This window comes from Kitasatospora fiedleri (assembly GCF_948472415.1).
Classification (GTDB): domain Bacteria; phylum Actinomycetota; class Actinomycetes; order Streptomycetales; family Streptomycetaceae; genus Kitasatospora; species Kitasatospora fiedleri.
Map to the genome: position 1 here is coordinate 3,642,876 of NZ_OX419519.1, position 17,019 is coordinate 3,659,894.

A 17,019-nucleotide genomic window follows, 5' to 3' on the forward strand; every position below is an offset into this window, starting at 1 on the left:
CATGAGCGAAGCGATCACGTTGGACGCCGTGAGCAAGGTCTACGGCAAGGGGCGGGGCGCGGTCGCCGCGCTGCGGGAGGTGACGGTGCGGCTGCCGAAGGGCGGTTTCACCGCGGTGATGGGGCCGTCCGGTTCGGGCAAGAGCACCTTCCTGCACTGCGCGGCGGGCCTGGACCGCCCGACCGCCGGGACCGTCCGGCTCGGCGGCACCGACCTGTCCCGGCTGAGCGAGAAGGAACTGACCGAACTGCGGCGCGAGCGCGCGGGGTTCGTGTTCCAGTCGTTCAACCTGGTCTCCGCGCTGACGGTCGAGCAGAACATCACGCTGCCGCTGCGGCTGGCCGGGCGCCGGGCCGACGCCGGACGGCTGGCCGGGCTCGTCCGCCGGGTGGGCCTGCAGGAGCGCACCGGCCACCGGCCGGGCCAGCTGTCCGGCGGCCAGCAGCAGCGGGTGGCGATCGCCCGGGCGCTGGTCTCCGGTCCCGAGGTGGTGTTCGCCGACGAGCCCACCGGCGCGCTGGACACGATGACGGCCCGTGAGGTGCTGGTCCTGCTGCGGCAGACGGTCGACGAGTTCGGCCAGACCCTCGTCATGGTCACCCACGACCCGGTCGCCGCGTCCTACGCCGACGAGGTGCTGTTCCTGGCCGACGGGCGGGTCGCCGACACCATGACCGGGCCGACCGCCGCCAAGGTCGCCGACCGGATGATCCGGCTGGGGGCGTGGAACCGATGATGCTGGGACTCGCCCTCGCCACCCTCCGGCACCGCCGGGCCGGGTTCGCCGGCGCCTTCGTCGCCCTGTTCTGCGCCGCGGCCCTGGTCTGCGGCTGCGGGACGCTGCTGGTCACCGGCCTGGTCGGCACCGTCCGGCCGGAGCGCTACGCGGCGGCGCCGATCGTCGTGTCCGGCGACCAGGAGGTGCACGCCGTCGTGGACAAGGGGAAGGGGAAGACCAAGGAGAAGGCCAAGCCGATCGCGGACCGCGCCTGGGTGCCGGCCGCCCTCGCGGAGCGCGTCGCGGCGCTGCCGTCGGTGCGGGCCGTCGCCACCGAGGTGACCTTCCCGGCGCTGCTGCCCGGCGGCCCGGACCGCGGTTCGTGGGGCCACGGCTGGGAGTCCGCGCCGTTGGCCGGTCTCGCCCTGGCCGCCGGCCGGGCGCCCGCCGCCGACGACGAGGTGGTCCTCGACGCGGACACCGCGGCCCGGGCGCACCTGTCGCCCGGCTCCGCCACGGTCGTCCGGGTTCCCTCGGGAACGCTGGACGTGCGGGTGGTCGGGGTCACCGGGCGGGGCTTCGACAGCCAGGCCGCGGTCTTCTTCACCACCGGCCGGGCCCGTGCGCTCGCCGGCCACGACGGGCTGGTCAGCGCGATCGGCGTCTTCCCGTCCGCGCCGACGGCCGCCGCCGACGTCCGGGCGCTGCTGGCCGGCGTCCCGGGCGCGGTGGTCCGCACCGGCGACGACCGCGGGCGGGCGGAGTTCCCGGACGCCGCCGGGGCCGGGGTGCGCCTGGTCAGCACGGGCGCCGTGCTGGCCGGCACCTCGCTGCTGGTCGCCCTGCTGATCGTGGTCGGCACCTTCGGCCTGTCGATCCAGCAGCGGCAACGGGAGATCGCGGTGCTGCGGGCGGTGGCCGCGACCGGGCGGCAGGTCCGGAAGATGATCGGCGGCGAGGCGCTGGTGCTCGGCCTGTCCGCCGGAATCCCGGGTGCCGCCGCCGGTCTGCCGCTGGGCGGTTGGCTGCACGGCCGGTTCGTCGCCCTCGGCGTCGTCCCGGCGAACCTGCCCGCGGTGTTCTCGCCCTTCCCGGCACTGGCCGCCGCGGCCGTCACGCTGCTGGCGGGCTGGGTGGCGGCCCGGATCTCGGCCCGGCGGGCGACCGCGATCAGGCCGGTCGAGGCGCTCGGCGAGGCGGAGTCGAAGCCGCCGCGCCCGGCCGCGGTCCGGATCGGCTTCGGGGTGCTGGCCACGGCCGGCGCGACCGTGCTGACCGCCCTGCTGACCGTCCTGCACTCCGACCAGGCGTCGACCCCGGTCTGCTTCCTCGCCGTGCTGCTGTGGTGCACGGCGCTCTCGCTGCTCGGTCCGCCGGTGGCCGGGGCCGGGACGGCCGTCCTGTCCCTGCCGCTGCGGGCGTCCCGGATCGGCGGCTGGCTCGCCGTCCAGCACCTGCGGGCCGGGGCGCACCGGCTGGCGTCGGTGGTCGTGCCGCTGACCCTGCTGATCGCGATGGCCTGCACCATCCTGTTCACCCAGGCCACCACCGAGCACGCGGCCGCCGCCCAGCGCGAGCACGGCAACACCGCCGACTTCGTGGTCGGCCCGCACGCTCCGGCCTCCGCCGCCGAGGCGCTCGCCGCAGTGCCGGGCGTCCGGACGGTGACCCGGGTCCTGCACAGTCAGGTCCGGGACGGGCTCACCAAGCGCGGCGTGCAGGCCGTCACCCCGAGCGGCTGGCCGACACGCTGGACCTCGGCGTCACCGCCGGTGACCTCGACCGGCTGGCGGACGACACGGCGGCGGCCGCGGACGGGCTGGGCTACCGGCTCGGCCAGCACATCCGGCTGACCCTCGCCGACGGCACCCCGGCGGAGGTGACGGTGGTCGCGCTCTACGGCCGCGGCCTCGGCTTCGGCGACCTGACCCTCGCGCACCACCTGGTCGCCGCCCACGTCGACGTGCCGCTGGACGACGAACTGCTGGTCAGCGGTGACGGCCTGACCCGGCAGTCGCTCACCGCCGCCCTGCGCGGCGACCCCGGGCTCGGGGTGCTCGACCGGGCCTCCGCCGCCGCGACGAACCGGACCGGCGCGCAGATCGGCTACGTCACGCTCGGGCTGATCGTCACCTTCGTGGCCATCGCCGTCGTCAACACCCTGGCCATGGGCATCGCCGACCGCCGCCACGAGTTCACCGCGCTGGCCCTGGCCGGTGCCACCCGCCGCCAGATCCGGCGGATGCTCGGCTGGGAGACCGCGGTCGCCGTCACCCTCGCCACCGCCCTCGGCCTGGCCGTCGCCCTCGCGGTGCTCAGCACCTACGCCGAGGGCATCACCCGCGGCACCGCCGGGGCGGCCGTCCCCCTCCCCGAACTCGCCCTGGTCCTCCTCGGCGCCACCTCCCTCGCCGCCCTCGGCACCTGGCTCCCCGCCCACACCACCCTGCGCCGACCGCACCACCGGCCCTGAAGGGACCCCGGCGGGCAGCACGAGCCGGTCCGCGGGGCCGGTCCCTGGTCCGGGTTCCGGTCCCGTTCACTGGCGATGCACGGGAGTTCTACCGGAGAACCGAGGTGCCGGTAGGGGATGACCCGCTCGGACTCGGTCGGCCTGGGGCCCTTGGGGGTGACGGCGCTGCGGGGTACGTGGAGGGCGTGGAGATCCGGGTCTGCGCCGGCTCGACGCCGGGCCCCGCTGCCGCCGGGGTGGAGGCACGGCACGGGCCGGGGCGTCGGTGCGCTGGGGGCCGGGCGGGGCGGCCGGGGCGCGGTGGTGGTTCCGGGCTTCGTCGTACTCCGCTCGCGGTGGTGCGCCATGCTTGGGGTCGCGGGCGGGTCCGGGAGGGTGGGGCGGCCCGGTGAGGTGAGGTGTTCCGTCGGTGGGGAGGGTGGGCCGGTGCTGGCCGAGTGGTTGTACGGGCTGGAGACGGCCGGGCTGGAGCGGGTGCTGGTGGCGCGGCCGGATGCCGCGGTGGCGCCGGAGCCGCGGTCGGTGGGGGAGTTGGCGGAACGCCTTGAGCGTCCGGCGTCGGTGGCGTTGGCGTTGGCGCGGCTGACATTGCCTGCTCTGCAGGTGGCGGAGGCCGTCGTCGCGCTGGCGTCCGGGTCGCGGGGGGAGTTGGCCGGGCTGCTGGACGCGGTGGACGGCGACCGCGCCCGCGGACTGGACGCGGTGCTGGAGGAGTTGGCCGACCACGCCCTGGTGTGGCCGGCCGGCGAGGGGCTGTTGCGGACGGCGGCGGCGCTGCGGAACGCGTGGGGTTCGCCCCTGGGACTCGACGCGCCGCTCGGGCGGCTGTTCGCGGGATCGGCCTCCGACGAGCTGGGCCGCGTGCTGGCGAGGCTCGGCGTCCGGCCCTCGGCCGGCCGGAAGGCGGCGCGGCTGGCGGCGCTGGTCGACCACCACAGCGATCCGGCCCGGGTCGTCGCGCTGGTGGCCGGGGCTCCCCCGGTGACCCGGGAGCTGCTCCGGCGGCGGGCGCACGAGGCCGCGGACCGGTCGGGCGCCGTCCTGTTCGGGGGCCCGCCGCCCGGTGCCCGGCCCGGTGAGCGGTGGGCGCTGGAGCGGGGGCTGCTGGTCGAGGACCGCTACCGGTACGGTCCGGCCCGGATGCCCGCGGAGGTGGCGCTCGCGCTGCGCGGCACCGACTGGCACGCCCCGTTCGCTCCCGTCCCGCCCGAGGTGCGGTCGGCGCCGGTCACCGGCTCCGGCGTCGAACGGGAGGCTTCCGCCGCCGCGATGGCGTTCACGGCCGGTGCCGTGGCCGTGCTCGGGACGTGCGCCACCGCGCCGCCTGCCCGGCTCAAGTCCGGTGGGATCGGCGCCCGCGAGCTGTCCCGGATCGGCAGGGCGGCGCGGTGCGAGGAGATCGTGGTGCGCCTCGTGCTGGAGGCGGCGGGCGCGGCCGGCCTGCTGGCCCCGGACGGCGACCGGGTGGCGGCGACCGCGTCCTACGACGCCTGGGCCGAGCAGGACCCGGCCGGCCAACTCGCCGTACTGCTCCGGGCGTGGTGGGCGCTCCCGCGGACCCCCGGCGGGAGCCGCGACGAGGACGGGAAGTCCCTGCCGGCGCTTGCCGGAGCACCGCCCTGCCAGGGCTGCGTCCAGGCCCGGCACGGGCTGCTCGCGGCCGCGGCGCGGCTCCCGGCCGGCGAAGGCGCGGTGCACCCGGCGGACCTGGGGGAACTGCTCGGGTGGCTGCGCCCGCTCGCCGACGGACTCCCCCAGGACGGCACGCCGTTCGCCACCCTGATCCGGGAGGCGGAGCTGCTCGGCGTGCTCGCGCTCGGAGCGGTGTCCCCGCTCGGGGCGGCCCTGCTCGCCGTCACTCCCGGCGCTCCCGAAGCCCTTGACGCCGCCGGAGCCCTCGACGCCCTCGACGCCCTGGCCGACGCCTGCCGGCGGCTGCTGCCCGCCGCCAGCGCGACCGCCCGCTTCGGCAGCGACCTGACGGCCGTGGTCGCCGGCACCCCGACGGCGCGCCTCCGTACGCTGCTGGACTCCGCCGCGGACCGGGAGAGCGCCGGCGCGGCGTCCGTGTGGCGGTTCAGCACCGGGAGCGTCCGCCGGGCCCTCGACGCCGGCCTCAGCGCCGACGTCCTCACCGCCGACCTGTCCGCCGCCGCCGGCGGGCCGCTCCCCCAGCCCCTCTCGTACCTGGTGCACGACACCGCGCGCGGCCACGGCCGGGTGCGCGTCGCCTCCGCCGCCTGCGTGGTCCACGGCGCGGAGCCCGCCCTGCTGGCCGAACTGGCCGCGCACCGCGGGCTCTCCCGGCTCGGCCTGCGGCAGCTGGCGCCGACGGTGCTGCTCAGCCGGACCCCGCCGGACGAGACGCTCGCGGCCCTGCGCGCCGCGGGCTACGCCCCCACCGCCGAGGAGCCCGACGGGTCCGTCCGCATCGAGCGGGCCCGGCGGCAGCGGGCGGCGAGCCCCGTTCCGTCCCCGCGCCCGCCCGGCGGCAGGCCCCGTACCCGGCGTGCGGCCGTCCCCGCCGCGGGCGGCCGGACGGGCGTCGACCTGCCGGCCCTGGCCGCCCGGCTCAAGGACGCCCCGCAGGACGTTCCGGAGCCCGATCCCTGGGACGGCCGCCCGTACCACAGCGACACCGAGGAGATCATCGCCGGGACCGCCCGGAACCTGTCCTTCACCGACGCCCGCCAGCTGGCCCACGCCGTCGACGAAGGGCGGCGGATCACCGTCGAGTACACCGCCACCTCGGGCAGCACGACCGTCCGCACCCTCAGCCGGCTCGAACTCGACGCGCCCTACCTCCGGGCCTGGTGCCACCTGCGGGACGACGAGCGGGTGTTCACCCTCTCCCGCATCCACGGCGTGATGCCCGGGTAGGCCGGGCAGCCCGGGCGGCCCGGGGCGAGGTGGCCGGGGTCGGCGTCAGTCGGGCCGGTTCCGGGCCGTCAGCTGCTCGCGGAAGGTGGGGCAGGTAACGATGTCGGCCCGGACGCGGCGGCTGCCGCGCACCCGGTGGTGGCGGTCGAGGAGAGCGCCGAGGCCGAGATCGCCGCCGCGGCGATCGGCGGGGCCGTGGACTTCCCCGCGGGCGCCCTGGCGGCCGTCCGGGCCTCGATCGCGCGGGTCGCGGCATGACCGACCGCACCTTCGCCGAGCGTTCCGAAGCGCTGCGGGAGCGCTACCGGACGACGTTCGGAGCCGTCCCGCCCGCCGTGGAGGACCGGCCGTGGCCGGCCCGGGACTTCGGGCGGCTCCCCACGGAGGAGGCGTTCACGGCGCTGCGCCACCTCGTCCTGGCCGACAGCCCGCTCGGCGACCGCGTCCAACAGCTGGTCCACTTCGGCCAGTTGCCGGCTCTCTGCCGGGCGGAACCGGCCCGGGTCCACGCCCGGGGCGCACTCCACGCGGGCGCCGGGATCGCCGACCTGATCGGGGTCGCGGAGACGGCGCTGATCACCTCGGGCACGCCGTCCTACGCGCTCGGCCTGGAGATCGCCGCCGAACTCCGGCCGGACGACGACCGCGGGCCGGTCCGCTGACCGCCGCACGCGGGTGAGACGCCCCCTCGGTGATCGGCGGCGCGTCGGTCGAGGGACCGGGAGGGGTTCGCCCTTCGAGGCCGCCGGTGCCCCGGATGCCTATCCTGGCACGGAGGAGGGGGAAGCCCGCCGGGGCGGCCACCCGCAGGTTCGGGTTCCGCCTCCGCCGGCTTCGCCGGGTGGCGCGCCGTTCGGAACCGGCGACACGTGCGGCTGGTCAGGGGAGCTGGCGGTAGATGTCGCTGCGGTGGCCCACGCCCAGGACCCAGATGATCAGTTGGCCGTTCTCCACGGTGTAGACCGCTCGGTGGTCGCCGATCCTGAGACGCCAGCGGGCCGCGTGCCCTTGGAGTGCCTTGACGTCGAACGCCGTCGTGTCACCGAGGTCCATCGCCCGCTGCAGGTCAGCGAGTCGGCGCAGGATGCGCAGGGCGTCGGAGCGCTCGATCTTCAGCAGGTCCCGCTGCGCGCGCGGGGTGAAGCGCGTGACGTGGCCCATCGGACGTCAGCCTTCCTGGCTGCGGAGGAGCGCCGCCATCTCCTCCAGGGAAACGGACCCCTGCAGGCCCTCCGCCTCCGACTCGTCGGCCAGCCGATTCAGCCAGGCATCCTCGGCAGCGTCCGCTATCCGACGGAGACGCCGGTACTCCTCGATGTCGATCACCACGGCCTCCTGCTTGCCGCGCCGGGTGATGATCGTCGGAGTCTCCTCGCGACGCGCCCGGTCGATGACGTCGGCAAGGTGGCTGCGGACCTCGGCCATGGACTCGATCATGGGCTCGCTCATGTAAGAAATGTATCAGGTGTACATCCGGGTGCTCCGCTGGATGCGGTGCCGTCCCCCGACCGGGGCGAGGTCAGGCCGTCAGGTCATCGGGTCGGCGGTCGGGCGGGTCGGGTGGAGCAGGTGGCGGACGGCCCGGATCGCTGCGGCGAGGGCGAAGCCGTAGACGGAGACCAGGCCGTGGCCGTTGTCCTGGGCGAGCCACATCGCGAGGCCGAGCACCGGGACGCCGGCGGCCAGGGCGATCTCCTTGGGCAGGCGGGTGCGGGTGAGGAGGGCGAGGGCCAGGGTGGCGCCCAGGAAGTAGGTGGCGCCGGAGCTCCCGGCGAAGTTGCGGGGGTCGGTGCTGGGGCCGTCGCCGAGGCCGAGCAGGACGTCGACCCGGCCGGGCAGCAGGACGCCCGCGAGGAAGAGGGCGAGGGTGAGCGGGCCGCCCCAGTACCACTGGGCGAGCGCGGCGACGGCGGCCAGGGTGAGGAGGTTCCACAGGCCGCCGAACAGGCCGCCGTTCTGCATGAACACCGAGGTGAGTTCGCGCCACCAGCCGGACTTCGCGGGGTCGGCGTCGAGCGCGTCCATCGCCCCGGACCACGTCAGCTGGAGCAGGACCCCGGCGACGGCGATCGCGGTGAGGGCGACCGCCGCCCAGGGGAGCGGCCGTCCGCGCAGGGTGTCGCGGCCGAGCACCGCGAGGCCGCAGTTGACCATCATGACCATCAGCGCGGCCGTGGTGACGTTGAAGACGATCGCCCCCATGTCCCGTTCCTCCCCCTGTCACGGCGTTTCCAACACCGTTCGAAAACCTGGTGGCGCAAAACTAGCACAGTTTTCGAACGGTGTTGGAAAACCTTGTACGGTGGGCCCATGAAGCTCACCAAGGAGCGCATCGTCGACGCGGGCATGGCCGTCTTCGCCGAGGTCGGCTACCAGAACCTGTCCATGCGCCAGGTCGCCGACCGCCTGGACGCCCACGCGGGCAGCCTCTACTACCACGTGCGCGGGAAGGAGGAACTGCTCGCCCTGATGGCCGACCGGGTCTGCCGCTCCGCCTACGACGCCGGCAGCGCGGCCCTCGCCGCCCTCCCGCCCGCCGCCGGCTGGCAGGACCGGGTCGCGACCCAGGCCACCGCCCTGCGGCTGAGCATCAAGCAGCACCCCGGCGGCGCCCAGCTCCTCGCCGAGAGCCCCGGCACGCTCAGCACCGGTGCCCTCGCCCTGATGGAACGCCTGCTGCGCACCCTCCTCGACGCCGGACTGCCCGCCGACCACTGCGCCGTCTGCGCCGACACGCTGCTCAGCCACGTCACCGGCTTCGTGCTCCAGGAGCAGAACCAGCCCGCCGCGCCGCCGTCCGTCACCGCCGAGCGCTACGCCGAGCTGTGCGAGCGGTTCCCGCTGCTGATGGGCCCGTCGATGCCGCGCCTAGGCCAGGACGAGAAGTTCACCCGGAGCGTGCGGCTGCTCTGCGCCGGTTTCGCCGCACCCGTCCGGGCGGAGTGAAGCCGGGCGGCATGAAACCCGGACGGCGGGAGAGAAGCCCGGGCGGCGGCAGGAAGCGCAGGAAGCCCGGGCGGCGGGAGATCCGGGCGGCGGGAGGCGCGGACCGATTCCCGGACCGTCGACTCCGGCGTCCGGAAAGGTTCGTGGCACGCCTGCGCGTCGGCACCGGTGGTGCTCGGTGCCGACGGTCGGCAGGTGACACCGGGGCCGTCTGGCTGCTCAACCGGCTCCGGCATCACAGGGCGCCTGCCCGTGCCGCGGCGGCCCAACCACGGCCGCCGCGAGGCGGACGGGCGGGCGGGCGGCGCGGGGGCGCCGGGTCAGAGGTTGAACATGCCGGTGAACGGCTGGACGACGCGCTCCTGTCGTGATCCGAAGTCGACCAGCACCGCGGTGTCGCCCTCGACGCCGATGACCCGGCCGAGGCCGTAGGCGTCGTGGGTGACGCGGTCGCCGACGGCGAAGTGCTTGCGCGGTGCTTCGGTCCTGGCTTTGAAGGGGCTGGTGGGCAGGTGCCGGCGGACTGCTTCAGATTTTTTCATCCACTCCAGTATGCGCCGCGGGGAACGGGGTTGGGCCTCCTCGGGCCACCCGAATTCTGCGGAGCCCGAAATTCCGGGTGTGTCGGACGACACTCCCGGGGGGCTCGGGCCCGGGAGCCGGCCGCCGGGGGGCGCCGCCGGGCCGCCCGGCGACCTGTAGTCTTCGCAACTCGACTCGGAGACAGTCCAGTTGACCGGATCGGCGGCCCGGAGGCGGTGACCCCGGGCGACCCGCCGAAAAACTGGCATGGAGATTTCCGCCCGCCGCGGCCCCCGGGCTGCTACAGTCGAGGTAGTTGCAGTAGTGGTTCCCATGAACTTTGTGTGCGCCTGCTCGCGTAGCGGGCGCATTTTTGTTTTCCGGTGTTTTTCCGGGCGGGCGCTCATCGCGGTGACTCGGCTTCCGTAACGTGCGGATGCCGGAAAGTCCCTTGAAGGAGATTTTTTACATGGCTAATGGCACCGTGAAGTGGTTCAACGCGGAAAAGGGCTTCGGCTTCATCGAGCAGGAGGGTGGCGGCCCGGACGTCTTCGCCCACTACTCGAACATCAACGCCAACGGCTTCCGCGAGCTGCTCGAGGGCCAGAAGGTCGAGTTCGACGTCACGCAGGGCCAGAAGGGCCCGCAGGCGGAGAACATTCGCCCGCTGTAGTTCCTACTGCCGCGGCACCCGCCCGGCGGCGAGGGGCCCGCACCGTGTGCATCACGCCCGGTGCGGGCCCTCGCGCGTTTCCACCACCCACCTCCGGCTGTTCCGGCCCGCTCCTGGCCGCCGACGGCCCTCCCGCGCGAACGCGCGGTAACACGCGGTGCCGTGTCCGAACCGGTGCCGCGTCCGAGCCGGTACCGGGCCCCGCGGTCCGGGGTTCACCGGGCCCCTGCGGTCCGGGGTCCGAGGTCTTCCGCTCCCGCCCGTTCGGTGAGCGCCGACCGCACGTCAGGCGCCGTCCAGAGGAAGGCCTCCCGCATGAACCGTTCGACCCGTCCCAGCCGCCCGCCGTTCCAGAACTCCGGCTCCCGGTCCGCCGCGGCGGGCGGTGCCGGACGTGAGTTCGCGATGCCGGTGAGCACCACTCCGGCGCTGCCGCCCGTCGAGTCCTTCGACCAGCTGGACCTGCCGAAGGAGCTGCTGTCGGTGCTGGCCCGGCGGGGCGTCACGGCGCCGTTCCCGATCCAGGGCGCGACGCTGCCGAACGCGCTGGCCGGCCGTGACGTGCTGGGCCGGGGCCGGACCGGCTCCGGCAAGACGCTGGCCTTCGGCCTGGCCGTGCTGGCCCGCACCGCCGGGCGGCAGGCCGAGCCGCGCAGCCCGCTGGCCCTGGTCCTGGTGCCCACCCGCGAGCTGGCCCAGCAGGTCGTCGAGGCGCTCACCCCGTACGCCCAGGCGGTGCGGCTGCGGCTGGCCACCGTGGTGGGCGGGGTGCCGGTCCGCCGGCAGGCGCAGGTGCTGAACCGGGGGGCGGAGATCGTGGTGGCCACGCCCGGCCGGCTGGGGGACCTGATCGAGCGCCGGCTCTGCCGGTTGGACGCGGTCGAGGCCACCGTGCTGGACGAGGCCGACCAGATGGCCGACATGGGCTTCCTGCCGCAGGTCACCGAGTTCCTGGAGCAGGTCGCCGAGGGCGGCCAGACCCTGCTGTTCTCCGCCACGCTGGACCGCAACGTCGACCGCCTGGTGCGGCGCTTCCTGAAGGACCCGGTCACCCACGCGGTGGACCCCTCGGCGGGGGCGGTCAGCACCATGGAGCACCACGTGCTGCACGTGCAGAACGCCGACAAGAACGCCACGATCGCGCACATCGCCGCCCGCGACGGCCGGGTGATCATGTTCATCGACACCAAGCACGGCGCGGACCGCCTGGTCGAGACGCTGCTGGCGAGCGGCGTCAAGGCCGCGGCGCTGCACGGCGGCAAGTCCCAGCCGCAGCGCACCCGGACCCTGGAGCAGTTCCGGTCCGGGCAGGTGGCCGCGCTCGTGGCGACCGACGTCGCCGCCCGTGGCATCCACGTCGACGGCCTCGATCTGGTGGTCAACCTGGACCCGCCCGCCGACCACAAGGACTACCTGCACCGCGGCGGGCGCACCGCCCGGGCCGGCGAGTCCGGCACCGTCGTCACCCTGGTCCTGCCCAACCAGCGCCGCGGGACGGCCCGGATGATGAGCACGGCCGGCATCACCCCCGTCACCACCAGGGTCCGGGCCGGTGACGAGGAGCTCACCCGGATCACCGGCGCCCGCGTCCCCACCGGCGTGCCGGTCGCGATCCCCGACCCCGTGGTCGAACGGCCCCGCAACAACCGGTCGACCGGCCGCAACCGCTACGGGCGCCCCGCCGGCGGAGCGCGCGGCGCCTCGCCCCGGCCGTACAGCGGGTGAAACCCGGCGGCGCCCGCCCCGTGGCGCCCGGGTGGCCGCTCGGCGCCGCTCGATGCGGGAACTCGGCGCCGCTCGATCAGGAACAGCGTGGCGTCCTCGCCGGCGTTGCCCGCCCCGGCGGGCCTTCAGCGCGTGCGAGAGGGTGCGCACCGTGGCCCGCACGCCGGAGCGTGAGCCCTCGGGCCGGCGTCGGCGGGCCCCCGGCCGACCCGCCGCCGGGCGGCGGGACCAGCGCCGACCGGCCGTAGTCCAGCAGCCGTTCCGGCTCCCGGCCGCCCGGCCCGACCGCGCCGCACCCGCCTCTTCGCACCGCCACCGCCACCAGCCCTGGGCCCGGCCGTCGCGTGGCCCTGGGCGCCGGGCGGGGCGGGGCGCCGGGCGGGGTGGTCAGGAGAGGGCGGCGACCAGCTGGGCGGTGGCCGGGGTGGGGACGCGGTGGGCGGCTCCGGCGCGGAGGACGGCTCCGCCGATGGCGTCGAGTTCGAGGGGGCGGCCGGCCTCGGCGTCGCGCTGCATGGAGGACCTCATCGTCGCCGGGAAGCGGTCGAAGAGGGCGAGCAGGTCCTCGGCGTCCGCCGGTGCCCCGGCCGCGCGGGCGACCGCGGCGACCTCGTCGAGGACGGTGAGCAGTTCGGGGCGGTGCCGGTCGCGGACGGTGCCGACGTCGGTGCGGTGCCGGGTGGTCAGCAGGGCGAACGGGGCGAGGAAGGAGAGCTTGTTCCAGAGCACCGTGCTCTCGTCCGGGCCGAGGGCGACGCCCAGTCCGGCCGCGCGCAGCGCCTGCGCGAACGGTTCGAGCCGCTGGTCCGGATCGGCGAGGACCAGGTTGGCGAACGGGCTGGTGTGGGCGATGCGGCCGGGGGCGGTGCGGGTGGCCTCGATCTGGATGGTGCCCGCGACGACCTCGGCGGCCGGGAAGCGGGCCCGGAGCACCACGAGGTGGTCGACGCCGTTGAGGAGCGGGACCACGACCGCCGAACCGAGCAGGTCGGCCGGGACGCGGTCGAGGGCCTCGGCGAGCGAGGTCTGCTTGACCGTCACGAAGAGGGCGTCGACCGGCTCGCGCAGCACGGTGTCGGCCGCCACCGCCGCGGTGAACTCCCCGTACTGCTCGCTGTCGACGTGCAGTCCGTCCGCGCGCAGGACGGCGGCGGTCCGGTCTCCGGCCAGGCAGACGACGCGGTGTCCGGCGCGGGCGAGCAGGGCGGCGAGCAGGCCGCCGACCCCGCCCGGACCGAGGACGGCGACGGTCGGCTTGCTGGTGCTCATGGATGCTCCTGGAAGTGCGGGAAGGGCGAGCGGTGGGGCAGGGGGTGGCGGGTCGACACCCGCCCGTGCCGGGCGCGTCCGGAGCGCGCGGTGGCAGCGGGCGGGTTGCCGCCCTGGGCCCGGAACGATCGTCAAACGTCCGGCGGTGCAAGTCAATCCATGGGTTTGCTGGGAGAGGGGCAAGCCTAGGCTTGGGTCTGTGACTCTTGACGATCTGCGGGTGTTCGGCGCGGTCTGCCGGAGCGGCTCGCTCAGCGGGGCCGCGCGTGACCTGGGGTGCACGCAGTCGGCGGTGAGCCAGCACGTGAAGCGGCTGGAGCGGGAGCTGGGCCTCAGCCTGTTCGAGCGGCAGCCCCGGGGGGTGGCGCCGACCCCGGCGGGGCGGCTGTTGCGGGGCGCGGTGACCGAGGGGCTGGGGCTGATCGACCAGGCGGTGCGGCGGATCGAGGAACTCGCCCGGGCCGAGGGCGGGTCGGTGCGGGTCACCACCGGGGCGACGACGGTGCGGCACTTCATGGCCGCGGCAGTGGTGGACTTCCGGCGCCGGTTCCCGCGGGCCAGCCTGGAGTTCCAGACCGAGACGTCCAGCCGCGGCTGTTTCGACGCGCTCGCCGCCGGGGCGGTCGACCTGGCCTGGATCACCCTGCGGCCGGCCGGCGGGGACGTGGAGCAGCGCGCCGTCGTCCACCTGCCCTGGTCGCTGGCGGTGGCGGCCGGGGACCCGCTGGCGGACCGGGCCCTGGTCGAGCCCGCCGACCTGCAGGACGTCCGGCTGATCGGGCTGCCGGAGAACTCGACCGCGCGCACCCAGCTCGGCGGGTGGCTGGCCGGGTCGGGCATCCGGCCGGTCTTCGACACCAGCGTCACGGACTGGGACACCGCGATCCTGCTGGCCGGACTCGGGCTCGGCCGGGCGGTCGTCCCCACCCTGCCCGAGTGGACCGGCCCGGGCCACCCCGACCTGCGGCTGGTCCCGATCCCGGCGCTGCCCCCGCTCACGGCGGGCTGGGCGGTCCGCCGCTGGGACGCCCTTTCCCCGCTGGCCCGGGCCTTCGCGGACACCGTCGCCGAGCACTGCGCCCGCCGGGACGGCCGGACGACGGGATGGGACGTACCCGTTGCGAACCCGTCGGCGCACGCCTAGCGTGAGGGGCCGTTGATCCGTCCACGGGGGAGAGATTCAACCTGATGGCCATTCAAGTCCAAAACGCCACAAGAGCCTTGATCGCGGCCGGCCTGCTGTTCACCGGCGTGCTCACCGCCGCGCCGCCGGCCACCGCCGCCGGCACCCTGACCGCGCTGACCACGATCCCGGCGTCCGACTTCACCCTCACCGCGGACTACCACCAGTACGACGCGCTCGACGCGGCGCTGGTCTCGACGCTCGGCACGAGCGCCGTGCACACGGTGATGGACAACGCGAACCACGACCGGCAGGGGCTGGCGTCCTCCTTCTCGGTCGCCGGGCTGTCCACCGGTTTCCGGTTCGACGACGGCGACGACGGCGACTGCCAGAGCCTCCCGCAGGGCATCACCACCAGCCGGGACGCGGTGGGCACCGCGAACAGCGGCACCTACGACGGGCACCAGCTGGTGCTGGTCAGCTGGTACACGGCGGACGCCTGCAAGGGCAAGCACCAGCGCAGCCGGATCACCCTGGTCGACTGGGACGCCACCTACCCCAACAAGTACCGCAAGATCCTGCTGGTCGAGCCGACCGGCACCCCGGCCGCGCCCAGCTTCAAGGACATCCCGATCCACGCCGGCGGGGTCTCCTGGTACGGCGACTACCTGTACGTCGCCGACACCGCGGTCGGCATGCGGGTCTTCGACATGCGCAAGATCCTGAACACCGACACCGGCGGCACCGCCGACCAGATCGGCCGCCAGTCCGGGTCGGTCTACTACGCGCACAACTACGCCTACGTGCTGCCCCAGGTCGGCACGGTCACGGCGCACACGTCGTCCTCCGTCACCGCGCTGGCGTGGTCGTCGATCTCGCTGGACCGGGTCAGCAAGTCGATCGTGACGACGGAGTACACCTGCCCGACCACCACGCCCTGCGCGGACTTCCCCGAGCGCGAGCCGCGCGCCGTCCGCTTCCCGTTCGCCCCGGGGGCCACCACCTTCGCCGCGACGACCACCGCGAGCCAGGCGCTCCGGCTGCCCTGGTACCACCTCAACGGCGTGGCCTCGCACAACGGCCGGTGGTGGTTCAACTCCTCGGGCGAGAAGAAGCTCTCCTACTGGACGCCGACCGCCGGGTCCTCCACCTTCGCCTGGGTGGGCGGCGGCGAGAGCCTCTCCTACTGGGAGGACACCACCGGGCCCGACCTGCTCTGGTCCCTCCAGGAGACCACCGGCAACCGCAACGTCTTCGCCGTCACCCAGGCCACCTACGGCGGCGGCTGAGCCTCCCCCGGCCCCCGCGCCGTCCCGGACCGCACCACCGGGCTACCGCCTCCCCCGCGCGTGCGCGAGACTCGGCATCACCCTCCCGCACGGAGCCCGCCCGGATCGTCTGCTGACCGGGCACGTGCCGGAGGGGCACGCACAGGAGGCGGCACGGTGGCGGAGAGCGGGACCCTGGACGGGGCGGACACGGCGGGCGGGACGGACGCCGCAGGCGGTGGCGGGCGGGCCCGGCGGGCGGGGGTGCGGCGGCTGGGCGTGCTGGTGCTGGTCCTGGTGCTGCTCTGCCTGCCGCCGTGGTGGACGCTGCTGGCCGCCGGGACCGACTGGCCGCTGCCGGTGGTGCCGGCGGGTACGGCGGTGCTGCTGGCCTGGATGGTCGGCTTCCCGTTCCTGATGGTCGCGGGCCACCGCTCGCGGGCGCGCGACGACCGGGCGGCCCGGATCGCGGACACCAGCCTGGGCGTGGTGTGGGTGCTGTTCACCTGGTCGGTGCTGGGCGGCCTGGTGGACCTGCTGCTGGCCGGGTTCGGCGTCGGCGGCACCGGCCGGGCCCGGGTGGTCGCGGCGGCCGTCGTCCTGGTGTCGGCCGGGCTGCTGGCCTGGGGGCACCACGAGGCGATGCGGGTGCCCCGGGTGCGGCGGCTGGACGTCCGCCTGCCGCGGCTCGGCGCCGGGCTGGACGGGACCAGGGTGGTGGTGCTGGCCGACACCCACTACGGGCCGATCGACCGGGCGGCCTGGTCGGCGCAGGTCACCGAGGCGGTCAACGCGCTGGCGGCGGACGTGGTGGTGCACGCCGGGGACATCGCGGACGGCACGCCCGCCCAGCGCCGGGAGCAGTCCGCGCCGCTGGGCGCGGTCCGGGCCGCGCTGGCCCGGGTGTACGTGACGGGCAACCACGAGTACGGCGGCGAGGCGCAGGGCTGGCTGGACCGGATGGCGGAGCTGGGCTGGGAGGCGCTGCACAACCGCCACGTGGTGGTGGAGCGCGGCGGGGACGCCCTGGTGCTGGCCGGGGTGGACGACGTCACCGCGGCGTCCTCCGGCGAGGACGGGCACCGGGCCGACCTGTCCGGCGCGCTGGCCGGGGCGGACCCCCGGCTGCCGGTGCTGCTGGTCGCGCACCAGCCCAAGTACGTGCCGCAGGCGGTGGCCGCCGGCGTCGACCTCCAGGTCTCCGGGCACACCCACGGCGGCCAGATCTGGCCGTTCCGGTACCTGGTCCGGCTGGACCAGCCGGTGGTGCAGGGCCTGAGCCGGCACGGGGAGCGCACCCAGCTCTACACCAGCCGGGGCACCGGTTTCTGGGGGCCGCCGTTCCGGGTGTTCGCGCCGAGCGAGATCACCCTGCTGACCCTGCGCGCGGGCGAGGGGACCGCCGGGACCGCCGGCTGACGG

General features: G+C 75.5%; 16 protein-coding genes. 11 read left to right on the plus strand and 5 right to left on the minus strand.

Annotated elements, in window-relative coordinates:
* Position 1: 1 nt before the first annotated feature.
* From QMQ26_RS16840 to QMQ26_RS16855, 5 genes are all read left to right on the plus strand, one after another.
* Positions 2-736, plus strand: a complete 735-nt coding sequence (locus QMQ26_RS16840; protein WP_282206219.1) for an ABC transporter ATP-binding protein — start codon at positions 2-4, stop codon at positions 734-736.
* On the plus strand, positions 736-2,571 hold the full coding sequence (locus tag QMQ26_RS16845; RefSeq protein WP_318552246.1) for an ABC transporter permease: 1,836 nt from the start codon (positions 736-738) through the stop codon (positions 2,569-2,571). Before QMQ26_RS16840 ends, QMQ26_RS16845 begins: the two co-directional genes overlap by 1 nt.
* 26 nt (positions 2,572-2,597) lie before the next feature.
* Positions 2,598-3,191: an FtsX-like permease family protein gene (locus QMQ26_RS37475; protein ID WP_318552247.1), complete on the plus strand. Its 594-nt coding sequence runs from the start codon at positions 2,598-2,600 to the stop codon at positions 3,189-3,191.
* Between the two features lie 426 nt (positions 3,192-3,617).
* Positions 3,618-6,071 (plus strand): helicase C-terminal domain-containing protein, encoded by a 2,454-nt coding sequence (locus QMQ26_RS16850; protein WP_282206220.1) that lies wholly within the window; start codon positions 3,618-3,620, stop codon positions 6,069-6,071.
* A gap of 254 nt (positions 6,072-6,325) precedes the next feature.
* The gene (locus QMQ26_RS16855; RefSeq protein ID WP_282206221.1) at positions 6,326-6,733 is read left to right on the plus strand and encodes a carboxymuconolactone decarboxylase family protein; all 408 of its coding nucleotides are present in this window, start codon (positions 6,326-6,328) and stop codon (positions 6,731-6,733) included.
* A gap of 217 nt (positions 6,734-6,950) precedes the next feature.
* Here QMQ26_RS16855 and QMQ26_RS16860 read toward each other — a convergent pair whose 3' ends face one another.
* The 3 genes from QMQ26_RS16860 to QMQ26_RS16870 all read right to left on the minus strand — a co-directional run bounded on the left by QMQ26_RS16860 (position 6,951) and on the right by QMQ26_RS16870 (position 8,273).
* Entirely contained in the window at positions 6,951-7,232 is a 282-nt protein-coding gene (locus QMQ26_RS16860) for a type II toxin-antitoxin system RelE family toxin (protein WP_282206222.1), read from the minus strand.
* 6 nt (positions 7,233-7,238) lie between these two features.
* Positions 7,239-7,508: a type II toxin-antitoxin system Phd/YefM family antitoxin gene (locus QMQ26_RS16865; RefSeq protein ID WP_282206542.1), complete on the minus strand. Its 270-nt coding sequence runs from the start codon at positions 7,506-7,508 to the stop codon at positions 7,239-7,241.
* 90 nt (positions 7,509-7,598) lie between these two features.
* A complete protein-coding gene (locus QMQ26_RS16870) occupies positions 7,599-8,273 on the minus strand; it encodes a hypothetical protein (protein WP_282206223.1) in 675 nt (224 codons plus the stop codon).
* A gap of 108 nt (positions 8,274-8,381) precedes the next feature.
* Between QMQ26_RS16870 and QMQ26_RS16875 the strand changes: the two genes are divergently transcribed.
* A complete protein-coding gene (locus QMQ26_RS16875) occupies positions 8,382-9,017 on the plus strand; it encodes a TetR/AcrR family transcriptional regulator (RefSeq protein ID WP_282206224.1) in 636 nt (211 codons plus the stop codon).
* Positions 9,018-9,337: 320 nt separating this feature from the next.
* On the opposite strand, the gene QMQ26_RS16880 is transcribed toward QMQ26_RS16875, so the two are convergent.
* Entirely contained in the window at positions 9,338-9,559 is a 222-nt protein-coding gene (locus QMQ26_RS16880) for a hypothetical protein (protein WP_100837429.1), read from the minus strand.
* 449 nt (positions 9,560-10,008) lie between these two features.
* On the opposite strand from QMQ26_RS16880, the gene QMQ26_RS16885 reads away from it, so the two are divergent.
* Both QMQ26_RS16885 and QMQ26_RS16890 read left to right on the plus strand, forming a co-directional pair.
* Positions 10,009-10,212 carry a cold-shock protein gene (locus QMQ26_RS16885; protein WP_030918248.1) on the plus strand — a complete coding sequence of 68 codons (204 nt, stop codon included), beginning with the start codon at positions 10,009-10,011 and terminating at the stop codon, positions 10,210-10,212.
* A gap of 315 nt (positions 10,213-10,527) precedes the next feature.
* A complete protein-coding gene (locus QMQ26_RS16890; RefSeq protein ID WP_282206225.1) occupies positions 10,528-11,937 on the plus strand; it encodes a DEAD/DEAH box helicase in 1,410 nt (469 codons plus the stop codon).
* A 387-nt stretch (positions 11,938-12,324) separates the two neighbouring features.
* Here the strand turns inward: QMQ26_RS16890 and QMQ26_RS16895 are convergent, their stop codons facing one another.
* The gene (locus QMQ26_RS16895) at positions 12,325-13,206 is read right to left on the minus strand and encodes a ketopantoate reductase family protein (protein WP_282206226.1); all 882 of its coding nucleotides are present in this window, start codon (positions 13,204-13,206) and stop codon (positions 12,325-12,327) included.
* A 199-nt stretch (positions 13,207-13,405) separates the two neighbouring features.
* Between QMQ26_RS16895 and QMQ26_RS16900 the strand changes: the two genes are divergently transcribed.
* From QMQ26_RS16900 to QMQ26_RS16910, 3 genes are all read left to right on the plus strand, one after another.
* Entirely contained in the window at positions 13,406-14,350 is a 945-nt protein-coding gene (locus QMQ26_RS16900; protein ID WP_100837426.1) for a LysR family transcriptional regulator, read from the plus strand.
* A gap of 77 nt (positions 14,351-14,427) precedes the next feature.
* Entirely contained in the window at positions 14,428-15,618 is a 1,191-nt protein-coding gene (locus QMQ26_RS16905; RefSeq protein ID WP_282206227.1) for an LVIVD repeat-containing protein, read from the plus strand.
* A gap of 243 nt (positions 15,619-15,861) precedes the next feature.
* Positions 15,862-17,016 carry a metallophosphoesterase gene (locus tag QMQ26_RS16910; RefSeq protein ID WP_404814183.1) on the plus strand — a complete coding sequence of 385 codons (1,155 nt, stop codon included), beginning with the start codon at positions 15,862-15,864 and terminating at the stop codon, positions 17,014-17,016.
* Positions 17,017-17,019 lie beyond the last annotated feature (3 nt).